At 71.5% G+C, this 14,817-nt stretch carries 10 protein-coding genes and 2 pseudogenes; 4 read left to right on the top strand and 8 right to left on the bottom strand.

Features of this window, described 5'->3' with window-relative positions:
• Positions 1-20: 20 nt before the first annotated feature.
• Positions 21-1,601, bottom strand: coding sequence for a GMC oxidoreductase (locus tag ACFV0O_RS02855; protein ID WP_380335450.1), 1,581 nt, complete (start codon positions 1,599-1,601; stop codon positions 21-23).
• Between the two features lie 152 nt (positions 1,602-1,753).
• Positions 1,754-2,302 (bottom strand): gluconokinase, encoded by a 549-nt coding sequence (locus tag ACFV0O_RS02850; RefSeq protein ID WP_380335447.1) that lies wholly within the window; start codon positions 2,300-2,302, stop codon positions 1,754-1,756.
• Positions 2,303-2,426: 124 nt separating this feature from the next.
• On the opposite strand from ACFV0O_RS02850, the gene ACFV0O_RS02845 reads away from it, so the two are divergent.
• Positions 2,427-3,377, top strand: coding sequence for a 2-hydroxyacid dehydrogenase (locus ACFV0O_RS02845; RefSeq protein WP_380335444.1), 951 nt, complete (start codon positions 2,427-2,429; stop codon positions 3,375-3,377).
• Between the two features lie 48 nt (positions 3,378-3,425).
• Here the strand turns inward: ACFV0O_RS02845 and ACFV0O_RS02840 are convergent, their stop codons facing one another.
• The 6 genes from ACFV0O_RS02840 to ACFV0O_RS02815 form a co-directional block, all read right to left on the bottom strand.
• A complete protein-coding gene (locus tag ACFV0O_RS02840; RefSeq protein ID WP_380335441.1) occupies positions 3,426-4,343 on the bottom strand; it encodes a cyclase family protein in 918 nt (305 codons plus the stop codon).
• Between the two features lie 6 nt (positions 4,344-4,349).
• Positions 4,350-6,170, bottom strand: a complete 1,821-nt coding sequence (locus ACFV0O_RS02835; RefSeq protein WP_380335439.1) for a glycoside hydrolase family 15 protein — start codon at positions 6,168-6,170, stop codon at positions 4,350-4,352.
• 216 nt (positions 6,171-6,386) lie between these two features.
• A complete protein-coding gene (locus tag ACFV0O_RS02830; protein ID WP_380335438.1) occupies positions 6,387-7,430 on the bottom strand; it encodes a cytochrome d ubiquinol oxidase subunit II in 1,044 nt (347 codons plus the stop codon).
• Positions 7,427-8,905 carry a cytochrome ubiquinol oxidase subunit I gene (locus ACFV0O_RS02825; protein WP_380335435.1) on the bottom strand — a complete coding sequence of 493 codons (1,479 nt, stop codon included), beginning with the start codon at positions 8,903-8,905 and terminating at the stop codon, positions 7,427-7,429. The genes ACFV0O_RS02830 and ACFV0O_RS02825 overlap by 4 nt, the downstream gene beginning before the upstream one ends.
• An 84-nt stretch (positions 8,906-8,989) precedes the next feature.
• The gene (locus tag ACFV0O_RS02820; protein ID WP_380335433.1) at positions 8,990-10,336 is read right to left on the bottom strand and encodes an NAD(P)/FAD-dependent oxidoreductase; all 1,347 of its coding nucleotides are present in this window, start codon (positions 10,334-10,336) and stop codon (positions 8,990-8,992) included.
• A gap of 3 nt (positions 10,337-10,339) precedes the next feature.
• Entirely contained in the window at positions 10,340-10,501 is a 162-nt protein-coding gene (locus ACFV0O_RS02815; RefSeq protein ID WP_380335431.1) for a hypothetical protein, read from the bottom strand.
• On the opposite strand from ACFV0O_RS02815, the pseudogene ACFV0O_RS02810 reads away from it, so the two are divergent.
• From ACFV0O_RS02810 to ACFV0O_RS02800, 3 genes and pseudogenes are all read left to right on the top strand, one after another.
• A pseudogene (locus ACFV0O_RS02810) lies at positions 10,500-11,204 on the top strand (hypothetical protein); the annotation flags it as partial. The gene ACFV0O_RS02815 and the pseudogene ACFV0O_RS02810 sit on opposite strands and share 2 nt — an antisense overlap.
• 77 nt (positions 11,205-11,281) lie before the next feature.
• Positions 11,282-12,697, top strand: a pseudogene (locus tag ACFV0O_RS02805) (coagulation factor 5/8 type domain-containing protein); the annotation flags it as partial.
• Between the two features lie 251 nt (positions 12,698-12,948).
• Positions 12,949-14,637, top strand: a complete 1,689-nt coding sequence (locus ACFV0O_RS02800) for a phospholipase (RefSeq protein WP_380335428.1) — start codon at positions 12,949-12,951, stop codon at positions 14,635-14,637.
• Positions 14,638-14,817 lie beyond the last annotated feature (180 nt).

Raw genomic sequence — 14,817 nt, 5'->3', positions numbered from 1 at the left:
CTCCTGTGCGGTCGGGGCGTTCAGCTCAGTCGGTCGGCGATGTGGTCGCCCACCCGGAGCGCGTTGGCGATGGCGGTGAGCGACGGGTTCACGGCGCCGATGCTGGGGAAGAAGGAGGTGTCCACGACGTAGAGGTTGTTCACATCGTGGGCCCGGCAGTTGACGTCGAGGGCGGACGCCTTCGGGTCCGTGCCGAAACGGACGGTCCCCGCCTGGTGGGCGGTGGCGCCGATGGGCATGCCCTTGTGCAGGTAGATGCTGTGCGAGAGCAGGTGGTGCTCGTGCATGCCGAGTTTGCCCAGCATCCCCTGGAGCTTGTGGCGCAGGCGTTTGAGTCCGGCGATGTTGTTCTTCTCATCCAGGGCGAGGTGGATGCCGCCGTCGGCGTCGAGGGTCACCCGGTTGTCCGGGGTCGGCAGGTCCTCGCCGCACAGCCAGAAGTCGACGGCGTGGTGGGCGAGCACCTCGAAGGGAATGTCGGGAGAGACGGCGCCGGCCCAGCGCGGTGCCTCGCCGTGGATCTGGTCGGCGTCGGACTTGCCGAGCATCTGGATGCCGCCGAGCGGGTAGTCCCAGTCGTCGGCGCCGAGGTACCAGTCGTGCAGGGCGAGCGTCTTCTGGAACACTGTCGGGTTCGGTTCCTTCGACACTGCCATCAGGGCGAGGTTGTTGTGCCGCATGTAGTGCCGGCCTACTACCCCGGAGCTGTTGGCCAGCCCGTTCGGGTGCCGGTCGTTGGCGGATCTCAGCAGCAGCACGGCGGAGTTGACGGCCCCGCAGGCGACCACCACGATGTCGGCGGCGAAGGTGGCGGTGGTGCCGTCGCCGAGCTCGGCGACCACGCCGGTGACGCTCTGGCCGGCGGGATCGGTTTCCAACCGGCGTACGTCGGCGTTGGTGATCATCGTGACGTTGTCGTGCTCCAGTGCCGGATCGACGCAGATCACCTGCGCGTCGGACTTGGCGCCCAGGAGACAGGGGAAACCGTCGACCCGGTCGCATCGGATGCAGGCGCTGCCGTGAACCGCGCGGCCCTGGTCGTCCTGGATGAGGTTGACGCCGATCGGAAGGTGGAAGGGGTGCAGGCCGTGCTTCTCGAGGTCGTCGCTGAGCTGCTGGATGCGTGGCTCGTGCTCGACCGGCGGGAAGGGGTACTGGGCGCTCGCCGGGCCTTCGGTCGAGTCCTCCCCGTGGCGGCCGTGGACCCGGTAGAGCTGCTCGGCCTGGGAGTAGTACGGCTCCAGGTCGGTGTAGTCGATCGGCCACGCGGGGGAGAGCCCGTCGTGGTGGTGCAGCTCGCCGAAGTCCTCGGGGCGCAGGCGGAACAGCGCGGCGCCGTAGAACTTGGTGTTCCCACCGACGTAGTAGTTGACCTCGGGCGGGAAGGCGTTGTCGTCCTTGTCGTACCAGTATTCCGGGGCGCGGTACTTGCCCTTGACGAAGACCGCGGTGGAGTCCCAGTTGTCCCGTTCGCGAGGGAGGTAGTCGCCCCGTTCGAGGACGAGGATGCGCTTTCCGGTCGGCGCCAGCCGGTGGGCCAGGGTGCCACCGCCTGCGCCGGTGCCGATGATGATGACGTCGTAGTGCTGATCGCCGGCCACGGAGGATTTCCGATCTGGAGTCGTTGCCTGCCCTGCAGCGCCTGCCCGCCCCCGGGGGTGATCATGACGGCGGGGTGACATCACCGCTCCACCGCCTCGGCAGGACAAGTCCCGTCCCCTGCAAGCTACCGCCGGATCGGGCGGGCGGCACCTCAGGGACGGTGCGGGGAACCTGGGCCGCGGGAGGGCGGGGCCAGGGCGAGCAGCGCCGCCCGGACGGTCTGTTCCGCGCTGCCGGAGGCGTCCACGGTGGCACCGGGCTCACCGGGCTGGAGCGGCTCCAGGAGCCGGTACTGCGAGTCGAGCAGCTCCGGGCGAATGAAATGCCCGCGCCGGGCGGTGATCCGCTCCAGGGCCACGGCGGGATCGAGTGACAGGTGGAGGAACCACACCTCGACACCCGGCGGGCGCAGCCGGTCACGGTAGTCGCGCCGCAGTGCCGAGCACGCGATGACGCCGCCGCCCAGCTCGGCGGTGGTGCGGATCCACTCGGCGACGGCCGACAGCCAGGGGCGGCGGTCGGCGTCGTCGAGGGGCCGTCCGGAAGCCATCTTGGCGCGGTTCGCGACCGAGTGAAGGTCGTCGGCGTCGGCAAACGGCACGTCGAGCCGATCGGCGAGCCGGCGGCCGATCGTCGTCTTTCCGCTGGCGGAGACGCCCATCACGATCACCACGCGGTTGCCGAGCACGGGCTTGGCCATGGTGCGCGGGCCTCCCTGCGTCAGCTGCGGGATCATTGGTGTCGTACCCACTGTCGTCCAGGGGAGGCCCGGCCGCCGCCGGGCACACCGAGGCGGTCCGGGCCGCCGGGCACGGGAGGTCCGCATGGCGGCCGGCGATTCCACCGGGGCCCGGGCGATGCTGCCGTATGCCCTGTCGGAGCTCGGCGGCCTGCCCGAGGGCTGGCCGGCCGTCGTGTGGGACGGTCGCGGCCCGGCACCGCCCGACGGCGCTCTGGCGGCCGTCGAGTTCTTCGTCGTCCCGTACACCCGCACCGATGCGGCGGTGCCCGTGCTGGGACGGCTGCCGGCGCTGCGGGTGGTGCAGTCGTTGAGCGCGGGGGTGGAGGACCTGCTGCCGCACGTGGCTCCGGAGGTCACGCTCTGCAACGCCCGGGGGGTGCACGACACGAGTACGGCCGAGCACGCGGTGACGTTGCTGCTGGCCGTCCTGCGCGGGATCCCCGACCTCGTCAGGGCCCAGGAGGCACAGCGGTGGTCGGCGGGCTTCCGTCCGGCGCTGGCCGATCGGACGGTCCTGATCGTGGGCTACGGGTCGATCGGTGCCGCCGTCGAGGCCCGGCTCGTCCCGTTCGAGTGCGAGGTGCTCCGGGTGGCCCGCTCGGCGCGGCCTGCTCCGCGCGGGCCGGTGCACGCCATGGCGGAACTGCCGTCCCTGCTGCCGCGGGCCGACGCGGTGGTGCTGACCGTGCCCCTCACCGAGCGGACCCGCGGCCTGGTCGACGCCGGGCTCCTGGCCCGGCTGAGGGACGGCGCCGTCGTGGTGAACGTCGGCCGGGGTGCGGTGGTGGACACCGCGGCGCTGCTCGCGGAGCTGCACTCGGGACGGCTGTGGGCAGCGCTCGACGTCACCGACCCGGAGCCGCTCCCGCCGGGGCACGCTCTGTGGACGGCGCCGAACACCCTGATCAGTCCGCACGTGGCCGCCACCACGTCGGCCTTCCGCCCACGGGCGCTGGCGCTGGTCCGCGTCCAGTTGGCGCGGTACGCCGCGGGCGAGCCGCTGGCGAACGTGGTGTCTGCCGGTCGCGGCTGACCCGCGGCGGGCCGGGTGGCCTCCACGGTGCGTCCGAGAATCCGAGCCTCAGAGGATGGCGATCGGGTTGACCGGGGAGCCGGTGGCGCGTGGCAGCCGCAGCGGAGCGATGACGCAGAGGAAGGACCAGCGGCGCTCCCGGACGCAGAGCGGCACGAGGTCCTCGAACTGCAGGTAGTCCAGCAGGTGGAGGCCCATCGCATGGACGGCGAGCACGTGGACTGGGTAGTCCACGCCCTCCGCCGGGGACGGCGCGGCGTCGTTGTTGCCGTCGCTGCCGAGGGCGACGACCCGCCGTTCGGCGAGGAACTCCATGGCGTCCGGGTGGAGTCCGGCGCGGGCCTTGGTCGCGTCCCACGGGCCGCGTTCGGCTCGGCGGCGGCGGTGGCCGACCCGGACGAACAGCAGGTCGCCTGGGCCGACCCGGACGCCCTGGGCGGCTTCGGCCGCGGCCAGCTCCTCGGCGCCCACCTGTTCGCCGGGCTCCAACCAGGGCACGTTGCGCAGCCGCGGGACGTCCAGCAGGACGCCGCGGCCGACGATGCCGTCCCGGACCAGGTCCACCGAGAGCGCCTCGGCCCCGTGGGCTGTGAGGGTGTCCGCGTCGACGCCCCCGTACAGAGTGCCGTCGTAGACGACGTGGCAGAGCGCGTCCAGGTGGCTGTCGGCGTCGCCGTGCACGTTCATGGCGATGTGGTCACGGGCGAAGTCCAGGCCCTCGTCGGGCACCCGGCCGGCCACCGCGCCGGTCATCCGGTGCACGGCCGGCTCGGGGTTGTCCGGCCCGGGGCCGGTCTCCACCGGTGCGGCCAGCGAGACCCGTAGCCCCGCCCGCACCTCGCGGGCGGCTGCCGCCACGCGTTCCGGGGTGAGCTCGGCGAGGGCGCCGTCGGGCCGGTTGCGGCGCAGCCGCCGGTACAGCTCGCGGAACTCGGCGGCGCCGACCGCCGCGGTGCTGGGGTCCACGGCCACTCAGGACCCCAGTTTCGCGTCAAGTGCGTTGTCCAGGGTATTGGCCGCCATGATCAGGGAGAGGTGGGTGAACGCCTGTGGGAAGTTGCCCAGTTGCTCACCGGAGGGGCCGATCTCCTCGGCGAACAGGCCGACGTGGTTGGCGTAGGTGAGCATCTTCTCGAACGCGTAGCGGGCCTGCCGCAGCCGCCCGGCGCGGGCGAGGGCGTCGACGTGGAGGAAGGTGCACAGGCTGAAGGTGCCCTCGGAGCCGCGCAGGCCGTCGGGAGAGGCGGCGGGGTCGTAGCGGTAGACCAGGCTGTCGGAGACGAGCTTGCGGTCCATCGCGTCGAGTGTGGACAGCCAGGCCGGGTCGCGCGGCGCGAGCAGCCCGACTCGGGGAATGACCAGCAGCGAGGCGTCCAGGACGTCACCGTCGTAGTGCTGGACGAGCGCCTGCTCCTTCTCGCTCCAGCCCTTGGCCATGATCTGGTTCAGGATCGCGTCGCGCGTGTCGCGCCAGTGCACGATGTCGGCCGGGCGGCTGAACTGCTCGGCCAGACGGATGCCCCGGTCGAAGGCGACCCAGGTCATCACCCGGCTGTAGGTGAAGTCCTTGCGGCCGCCGCGGGTCTCCCAGATGCCCTCGTCGGGCCGGTCCCAGTTGTCGGCGAGCCAGTCGAGCATCCGCGCCGTCGCCCGCCAGCTGCGGTAGCCGGCCTGGATGCCTACCTCACGACCCTCGGCCAGCGCGTACAGCGCCTCGCCGTAGATGTCGAGCTGCAGTTGGTCCATCGCGGCGTTGCCGGCGCGGACGGGGTAGGAGCCGCGGTAGCCCTCGAAGTGCTCCAGGATCTCCTCGGTCAGCTCCGGGTCGCCGTCCACCCGGTACATGATCTGCAACCGCTCGCCGGGCAGCTCAAGCCGTTCGTGGAGCCGGTTGCTGAGCCAGTGCGTGTAGGCACCCGCCTCCTCGGCGAAACCGAGATCGAGCAGTGCGCGCACCGATAGCGAGGCGTCCCGCACCCACGTGAATCGGTAGTCCCAGTTGCGCTCGCCGCCCACCTGCTCGGGCAGTCCCATGGTGGCGGCGGCGATCGGCGCGCCGGTAGGGGCGTAGGTGAGCAGCTTGAGGGTGATCGCCGAGCGGTGCACCATGTCGGGCCAGCGGCCGCGGTAGCTGGAGGTGCGAACCCAGGCCTGCCAGAAGTTGACGGTGTCCCAGAGGGCCTCGGTGAGCTCCTCCTCGTTCGCCGGGGGCGGCGCTGCGCCGTCCGCGGCGCAGACGGTCAGCACGGCACCGGCGGTCTCGCCGGCGTTGAGCGTCACGGTGCCGGCCACGTCGTCGCCGGCGCGTTCCACCGGGAAGGTGGTACGCAAATGGCAGGCGATGCCGGGGGAGTGGAAGGCGGCGTACCGGTCGTCGAGATGGAGTTCGTGGGTCGCGCGGCCGTAGTCGAAGCGGGGCCGGCATTCGAGCGTGAACGTGACACTGCCGCGGACGGCACGAATCGCGCGGACCACGGTGTGGCGGTCGGTGGGTGTGCCGGACGGATTGGGTGGCATCCAGTCGATCAGTTCGCCGACGCCCTCGGGCGACATGAACCGGGTGACCAGGACGGCGGTGTCCGGGTAGTAGAGCTGGCGGTAGGTCACGTCCTCGGCGTCGGGGCCGATCCGGAAGTGACCGCCGCGGTCGTGGTCCAGCAAGGCGGCGAAGATGCTCGGCGAGTCGACCCTGGGCGCGGCGAACCAGTCCAAAACGCCCTTGGACGAGACCAGTGCGACGGTCTGGAGGTCGCCCACCAGGCCGTGGTCGGCGATCGGGGGGTAGCGGTCCATCAGCACTCTCCGTATCAAAGATCGAGGCCCCCCGCATGACGCTAACCGAGCTCCTTCCGCCCCGGTCGTTGCCGTTGGCGATATCAGCTGACCTGCCCCCCGGACGGCCGAGTCGGCGTCTGCCGCGACGGTCGGCCGGCCCTGCTGCGCGCCGGGCGCGGCGTCACGCCCGGGCAGGTCCTTCGGATGATCAGGACCCCGGTTCGGCGCGTGATGTCAGAGGTTGTCCCCGGGCAGCCCCGCAGAGGAGGTGTCGGAGTCGGTGAGCGGCTCCAACCGGCCCTTCGTGTCGAGCCGGTAGACCAGCACCAGTGCCGGGACGACGAGCACGACCGCGATGAGCGTCACGATCCCCAGCCACCGCAGGCTGTGTGCGGCCCCGGCGGCCTGGGACACCGTCAGCGAGGTCGGCAGGAGGTACGGGCGCTGGGCGAAGCCCCAGGCCAGCACGGCCAGTCCGACGGTCGCCACCGCTGAATAGCGGGACCAGCCGTGAAGCCGACGCCCGAGGAACAGGACCGTGGCAAGGCCGCAGACACCGGCCAGGATCGCCATCAGCAGTCCGAGGCCGCTGGTGAGGCCGTCCCACACGTACCGTGCGTCGTTCCGGGTAATGGGCAGGGCAGCGAGAGCGATGACGACGACGGCCGCGAAGGCGATCCACGCCCGCAGGCGGAAGTAGTCGACGAGGTCGTGGGCTCCGAACCGCCGTGCGTCGGAAGACAGGAACACCGCACCGAGGAAGGCGGTGGCGGCGACGGCCAGCAGGCCCGCCAGCACCGAGGTGGGGTTGGCCCAGGCATCTGCGGACGCCGGGGTGCCCACCGCCACCCGTCCGGAGGCGATGCCGCCCAGCACCGCTCCGAGGAAGAACGGCGTGAGGAGCGAGGAGATCGCGAACGCCGCGCCGTAGACGCGCCGTTGGGCGATCCGCCGGGTCGGCTTGCGCAGGGCGAATCCGGCGCCGCGGAGGAGCTGCCCGACGGCCGCGAGGGCGAGCGGCAGCCACATCGCCTCGAAGACCGCCTGGAACATCGCGGGGAAGCCGGTCCACATGATGATCAGGATGAAGATCAGCCAGACGTTGTTGACCTCCCAGACCGGTGCCATGGCGTGGTCGATCAGCCAGCGGGGCCGTTTGCCGCGCCCGGCGCCGCCGGCAAACAGGTCCCAGAAGCCCGCGCCGTAGTCGGTGCCGCCGGCGCAGGCGTAGGCGGCGATAGCGATCACCAGCAGCCAGGCGATGAGGTCGGCCATCATCGGGCACCGCCGGGCGTCGTGCCGGACCCGCCGTGCCCCGCCCCGGCCTCGGCCGGTGCGGGCTCCCGTCTGGGCCCGTAGGGGGTGTCGGTCTCGGGATCGAGCGCCCCCCGCATCGCTGCACCTTCGTCGGCGATGCGCCAGCGGGTTCGCATCTTCAGGAGCACTGTCAGGAAGGCTGCGAACACGAGCGCGTACAGGACGATGACGATGCCGAGCATCGTCCAGATCCCGGGGGCTTCGGTGGAGGTGACGGCCTCCGACACCCGCATGTTGAAGTAGACGATCCACGGCTGGCGACCGACCTCGGTGGTGATCCATCCGCACTCCACCGTGATCAGGCACGCGACTCCCGCCAGGGCGGCGCAGGAGAAGAACCACCGGTTCCGCGGCAGGTCCCGGTGCCGCCACCACAGCCAGGCGTACCAGAGCGCGAGCAGGATCAGCACGCTTCCGATCGTGGCCATGATGTCGAACGCCCAGTGCACGATGGTCGCCTGCGTGGCCGTGGGGCGGTCGGACGCCGGCACGGTGGTCAGCCCGGTCACCTGGGTGCTGGGCTTGAACCCGGCGAGGATGGAGTCCAGTTGCGGGATCTTGATCCCGCCGGAGATCGTGCCGTTCCCGTTCAGCCGTCCGAACACGTACTCCGGCACGTGGGTGTCGGTGTTCCAGACGATCTCCATGGCGGCGAACTTCACCGGCTGCTTGTGGAAGACGGCGCGCGCGGCGGAGTCGCCGAGGAAGAACTGGATCGGGGTGAGGATCGCGGCGACGGTGAACGGCAGAGTGAAGCCGAGCTTGTGGTAGCGGTCGCGCCGACCGCGCAGCCAGCCGACCGCGTACACGCCGGCCACCACGTAGCCGGCCGTCATGAACATCGCGACCACGAAGTGCCAGTACTGGGGGCCGAACATCGGCGTGAAGATCGCCTGCTGCACGTTGACGTTCACGGGGTTGCCCTGGGAGTCCAGGGTGAAGCCCTGGGGTGTGTTCATCCAGGAGTTGGCCGCGATGATGCCGAACGCCCCCATCGCGGCGGTCAGCGGCAGCGGCACGGCCAGCCACCAGTGCGTCCACGGCTTGAGCCGGCGCCAGCCGTAGAGGTACACCGCGATCAGGACTGCCTCAAGGAAGAAGGCCCACGCCTCCACCCCGAAGCCGAGGCCGAAGACGTCGCCCCAGCGCCCCATCATGCCCGGCCACAGCAGGCCGAACTCCAGGGACAGCACGGTGCCGGTGATGATCCCGATGGCGAACTGCACCGCCATCACCGCGGACCACCGCCGGGCCAGCAGCAGGGCCACCGGGTCGTTGCGGCGCAGCGCGCGGTAGTGCATCAGCACGGTGATGAACGGCAGCGCCACGCCGAACGGCACCAGCAGGATGTGCGAGGCCAGGGTGAAGGCCATCTGCTCACGGGCCGGCAGGAGCTGGGGAGGTGTGTCCGCCAGATGGGCGGCGATGCTGAGCATGTGCGCCTCGATGGTCCGCCCGCGTGAGGCGGGGCTGAGTGGGGAAGGGCAGCCGTACGACCGGCGCGGACCGGCCGGGCGACGTCAGGAGGAAGTGGACGACGCCCTCGGCCCGGTGCGGGCATCGGGCGGCGCGGACGGGTCGGTCATGGTGAAGGCGCGTTCGCGCCGCGAGCCGAGGGCGAACACGATCGCCCAACTCAGCACCGCGCCGAACCTGCTGCGGAATCCGGTGAGGAAGGCCAGGTGGATCAACAGCCAGGCCAGCCAACCGGTCCTTCCCGAGAGGTGCACCCTGCCGACCTTGACGACGGCCCTCCCGCGGCAGATGTAGGCGGCGGAACCCAGGTCGATGTACTTGAAGGGCTTCGGCTGCCTCTTCCTGCCCTCGATGGAATGACGCACCGCGCGGCCCGCGTACGCACCCGTCTGCATGGCGACCTCGGCGAGCCCGGGGAGCCGGTCGAGGCTCATCATGTCGCCGGTGACACGGATGTCCGGATGTCCGGCGAGGGTCAGGTCGGGTTGGACGGCGATGCGCCCGGCCCGGTCCTGGGCCGCTCCGGTGGCCCGTGCCAGCGCGGTGGCGATGGGCGGGGCCTCGACACCAGCCGTCCACAGCACCGTACGCGCCGGGAACCGCGTACTACTACTACCGTTCCTGTCCTTCACGGTCAGCCCGTCCGCCTCCACATCGGTGACCATCGTGCCGAGGTGGATCTCCACGCCGAGGTCCTGCAGGGTCCGGGTCGCACGGGCGGCGAGGCGCGGTCCGAAGGCGCCCAGCACCGCGTCAGATCCCTCGAAGAGCAGCACCCGTGCCTGGGCGGAGTCGATCGACCGGAACTGCCGATCGAGCGTGAGGCCGGCGATCTCCCTGATCTGGCCCGCGAGTTCCACACCCGTCGGACCGCCCCCGACGAGTGCAAAGGTGAGCCACTGCCGCCGCTCCTCGGGGTCGGTGGCCGTCTCCGCCATCTCGAAGGCCCGGTAGATCCTGCGACGGATGTCGAGGGCGTCGTCCAATGTCTTCATGCCGGGCGCGTGCTCGGCGAACTCGTCATGCCCGAAGTAGGACTGGCGCATGCCGGCGGCGACGATCAGGTCGTCGTAGGGCAACGTCAGAGCCCCGCCGTCGGGTCGCTGCGCGTGCACCACCTTTGCGTCGGGATCCACGTCGGTAGCCTCGGCGAGCAGGCAGCTCACGTTCTGGTGGCGGCGCAGGACCGAACGCAGCGGCTGCGCGATCTGGCCTTCCGACAGGATCCCGGACGCGCACTGGTACAGCAGCGGTTGGAACAGGTGGTGAGCCCGGCGGTCGACCACGGTCACCGCGGCCGGTGCGTGCCGCAGGGCGCGAGCGGCGAACAGTCCGGCGAACCCGCCGCCGATGATCACCACCCGGCGGGGCGTGACGTGGTCCTCCAACATCACTCAGCCGCCCGTGACGAAGCCGAGGAAAGGTGTCAGGCGGCCATCGACGTACGAGGGGGCGCCCGCGATGTGGTCGAACAGGCCGGACCGAACGGCGTCGACCGCGTCGACGGTGCTGTCCGGATGCATCCCCCGGGACTCGGCGGCCATTCCCACGACCATGATCTCTCCTCTTGGCCTATCGAAGGACGCCGCGGCCATGCCCACTGGCGGTCTGGTCGGGGGCTCGGCCGCTGGACGCACTCGGAACAGATGCACGAGCCGTTCTGCGGCACGGAGCTCAAACGAAAGCACGGTGCACGGTGGGCGAACAGACCGGCGCGCCAGGTGGGGGCTCTTCATCAGGTCGCGTCACCGGGACGGACCACCCCCCCCGACCGCGACCACGGAGGCCGGCAGCGCACCGCAGGGATACTGCGCCACCGTGTTCGGTGGGCTCCCCGATCGAGCCAAGGCAGCGGACTCCGCAGCGACCACGACGGCTGTCGGAAGACCCGCCCCCGATACGCGGACTCCGACCCGGGCCGAGGCCGGTCACCCTCGGCGGACGCTGAGATCGACCTCGGTGAGCGTGCCGCGCTCGGGCACTACCGGTACGGCCGGCGAGGGCCGTTCGGCAGATCCGTTCCAGCGGCGCAGGGTGAGGATTCCGGGGATTGCCCGCGTCCTGCTCGCCGTGACCTGGAACGGTGCGCACTCTCAACACGTGCATGTGAGCCAGACCGGACGTCAGTTGACCCTGCGACACGGCGACCAAGTCGCAGCCGTGGTGGAACTCGGAGCAGCCCTGCGCTCGTACACCGTTGGCGACCGCCAGGTGCTCCACGGGTTCGACGCCGATGACCCCATCACCGGAGGGCGTGGCCAGATCCTCGTACCGTGGCCGAACCGGGTCGGTGCGGGACGCTACCGGTGGCGGGGCGAGGATCGCCGATCGGGAGCGACACCACGATCAACGGTGACGTCACCGTCGACGCCGGCTGGTTCAACGGCAACGCGACCCAGAACTTCTGGCGCTCCGCCGAGAACCTCGCCCTCGACCCGGTCAGCGGCACCGACCGCTGGGCCGTCGCCCAGGCCGCCCCGTTCCGCCGGATGCACGTCCGGGGCGGCCTCGACCTCTCCCCGGCCGGCTACGGGTGGGCCAGCGGCGGCTACATCGCCGACAGCAGGATCGACGGCACCCTCGGCAACTACTCCCAGCAGCAGTGGTACACCCGCGACAGCGCGATCGGCGGCTTCACCAACGGCGTCTGGAACCAGGTCTTCTCCGGGGTCCAGGGCGCACCCGCGCAGAGCTTCCCCGACCCGCCGTACACCACGCCCGTCTCCCGCGAGAAGCCCTTCCTCTACCTCGCCGGCGCCGACTACAAGGTGTTCGTCCCGGCCGGGCGCGCTGCCGCGCGCGGCGTCTCCTGGGACGGCGCCCTCCAGGGCGAGTTGCGCCCGCTGAGCCGCTTCTACGTCGTCAAGCCGGGCGCCACCGCGGCGACCGTCAACACGGCGCTCGCCCAGGGGCTCGACCTGCTGTTCACCCCGGGCGTCTACCACCTCGACCGGCCGATCGCGATCACCCGGCCCGACACCGTGGTGCTCGGCCTCGGCCTGGCGACCCTCGTGCCCGACAACGGCGTGACGGCCGTCCAGGTCGCCGACGTCGACGGCGTACGGCTCGCCGGCCTGCTGGTCGACGCCGGACCGGTCCGGTCGAACGTGCTGGTACAGGTCGGCCCCGACGGCGCCAAGGGCATCCACGCCGCCGACCCGACCACCCTGCGGGACGTGTTCGTCCGGGTCGGCGGCGCCGGCGTCGGCTCCGCCACCGCGGGCATCGTCGTCAACAGCAACGACGTGATCGTCGACCACACCTGGATCTGGCGGGCCGACCACGGCGCCGGCGTCGGCTGGGACGTCAACCCCGCCGACTACGGCCTCGTCGTCCGCGGCGCCGACGTGCTCGGCACCGGCCTGTTCGTCGAGCACTTTGAGAAGTACGACGTCGAGTGGTCCGGCGAACGCGGCCGCACGGTCTTCTTCCAGAACGAGAAGGTCTACGACGCCCCGAACCAGGCGGCGATCCAGAACGGGTCCACCCTGGGCTACGCCGCCTACAAGGTCGACGACAACGTCGCCGTCCACGAGGGCTGGGGCCTCGGCAGCTACTGCTACTTCGACGTCGACCCCACCATCCGCATGGACCACGGTTTGGAGGCGCCCACCCGGGCGGGCGTGCGGTTCCACGACCTGCTGGTCGTCTCCCTCGGCGGCAAGGGCCAGTACAACCACGTCATCGACACCACCGGCGCCGCCACCTCCGGCACCTCGACCGCCCCGTCGACGGTGACGTCCTACCCGTAGACGGGCGCCACCCGCCGCGACCGGGGCTGCCACCGTGGGGGTGGCAGCCCCGGCCGCCGGGCGAAATTCGATCTTGCTCCGGCGTGTTCAAGTCCTCTGGGGCGTAAGGCTCCTGGCGGTCCGGGCGGGTGCCGGAGCGGGGTCGGCGCAGCAGCGTTGGCAGGATCCTGACACGATCTCAGGTTACCCTTGGGTAATCCGTTGGTAATGCCCGGGTGAACATTCCCCGGCCCCTCATGAAGGACCCGTACGTGCACGATCACCAGCCCCGCCGTTCCGGCCGCCGACTCGCCGGTCCGGCGCTGGCCCTCGCCACCGCCCTCTGCGCGCTGCCCGTCGCCCCCGCGTTCGCCGACCAGGCCCCCGCGCCGGCCCCCGCACCCGCCCCGGCCGCGCAGACCGGCACCACCCCGCACCTGGACGCGGTGGAACAGGCACTGCGCCAGGTGTCCCCCGGCCTGGAGGGCACGGTGTGGCAGCGCACGGCGGGCAACCGGCTCGACGCGCCCGCCGACGACCCGGGCGGCTGGCTGCTGCAGACCCCCGGCTGCTGGGGCGACCCCTCCTGCACCGAGCGCACCGGCACCCGGCAACTGCTCGACAAGATGCGCGAGAACATCGCACGCGCCACCCGCACCGTCGACATATCCACCCTCGCGCCGTTCCCGGACGGCGCCTTCCAGGACGCCATCGCGGCCGGCCTCAAGGCCTCGGTGGCCGCCGGCAACACGCCGCACGTGCGGGTCCTCGCCGGGGCCGCGCCGCTGTACAACATCACCGCACTCCCGTCGAAGTACCGGGACGACCTGGTGGCCAGGCTCGGCGACGCCGCCGGCCGGGTCACCCTCGAAGTCGCCTCGATGACCACCGCCAAGACCGCGCTCTCCTGGAACCACTCCAAGCTGCTGGTCGTCGACGGGCAGAGCGTCATCACCGGCGGGATCAACAACTGGAAGAACGACTACCTCGACACCACCCACCCGGTCAGCGACGTCGACCTCGCGCTGAACGGCCCGGCCGCCGCCTCCGCCGGCGCCTACCTCGACACCCTGTGGGACTGGACCTGCCGCAACACCGGGGTGTTCTCGGCCGCCTGGTTCGCCTCCACCAACGGCGCCGCCTGCACCCCCGACCTGGAGAAGCGCAGCAACCCGCCGGCCGACCGGGTGCCCGCCACCGGCGGCCTGCCGGTCCTCGCCGTCGGCGGCCTGGGCGTCGGGATCCGCAGCAAGGACACCGCCTCCGGCTACCGCCCGGGCCCGGTGCCCACCCCCGACGACCTCACCTGCGGCCCGATCGGCCTGCACGACAACACCAACGCCGACCGCGACTACGCGACCGTCAACCCGGAGGAGTCCGCCCTGCGCGCGCTCGTCGCGAGCGCCGGCAGCCGGATCGACATCTCCCAGCAGGACGTGACCGGCACCTGCCCGCCGCTGCCCCGCTACGACGTGCGGCTCTTCGACCTGCTCGCCGCCAAGATGGCCGAGGGCGTCAAGGTCCGCATCGTGGTCAGCGACCCCGGCAACCGGGGCACGGTCGGCAGCGGCGGCTACTCGCAGATCAAGTCCCTGAACGAGATCAGCGACACCCTCGTCGCCCGCCTCACCGCCCGCCTCGGCGACCCGGCCCGGGCCGCGACGACCATGTGCGAGAACCTGCAGCTCGCCCCGTTCCGCGCCGCCCCCACCTCCACCTGGGCCGACGGCCACCCGTACGCGCTGCACCACAAGCTGGTCTCGGTCGACGGATCCGCCTTCTTCATCGGCTCCAAGAACCTCTACCCGGCCTGGCTGCAGGACTTCGGCTACGTCGTCGAGGACCGCACCGCCGCCGCCCAGCTCGACCAGCGGCTGCTCGCCCCGCAGTGGCAGTACTCGCAGGCTGCCGCGACCGTCGACTACAGCCGCGGCCTCTGCGGGAGCACGTCGCGGGGCTGACACCGGGGCTGACTCCGGGGCCGGCACCGGGGCTGACACCCCACCACCCGGCCCGGCGGTACCGGGAACCTGGGGGCGACGCCCCCATGCGGCTCCAGCCGGGGTCGTCCGATGCGCAGGGCCCCGGAGGCCTCACCGCGCGTCGAGCGAGGAGCCGCTCTCTGTGTCCGGCCCGGTCCG

Source organism: Kitasatospora sp. NPDC059577 (genome assembly GCF_042735475.1).
Taxonomy (GTDB): Bacteria; Actinomycetota; Actinomycetes; order Streptomycetales; family Streptomycetaceae; genus Kitasatospora.
Note: the sequence above shows the minus strand (reverse complement) of the source record. Positions and strands in the feature narration are given on the sequence as shown.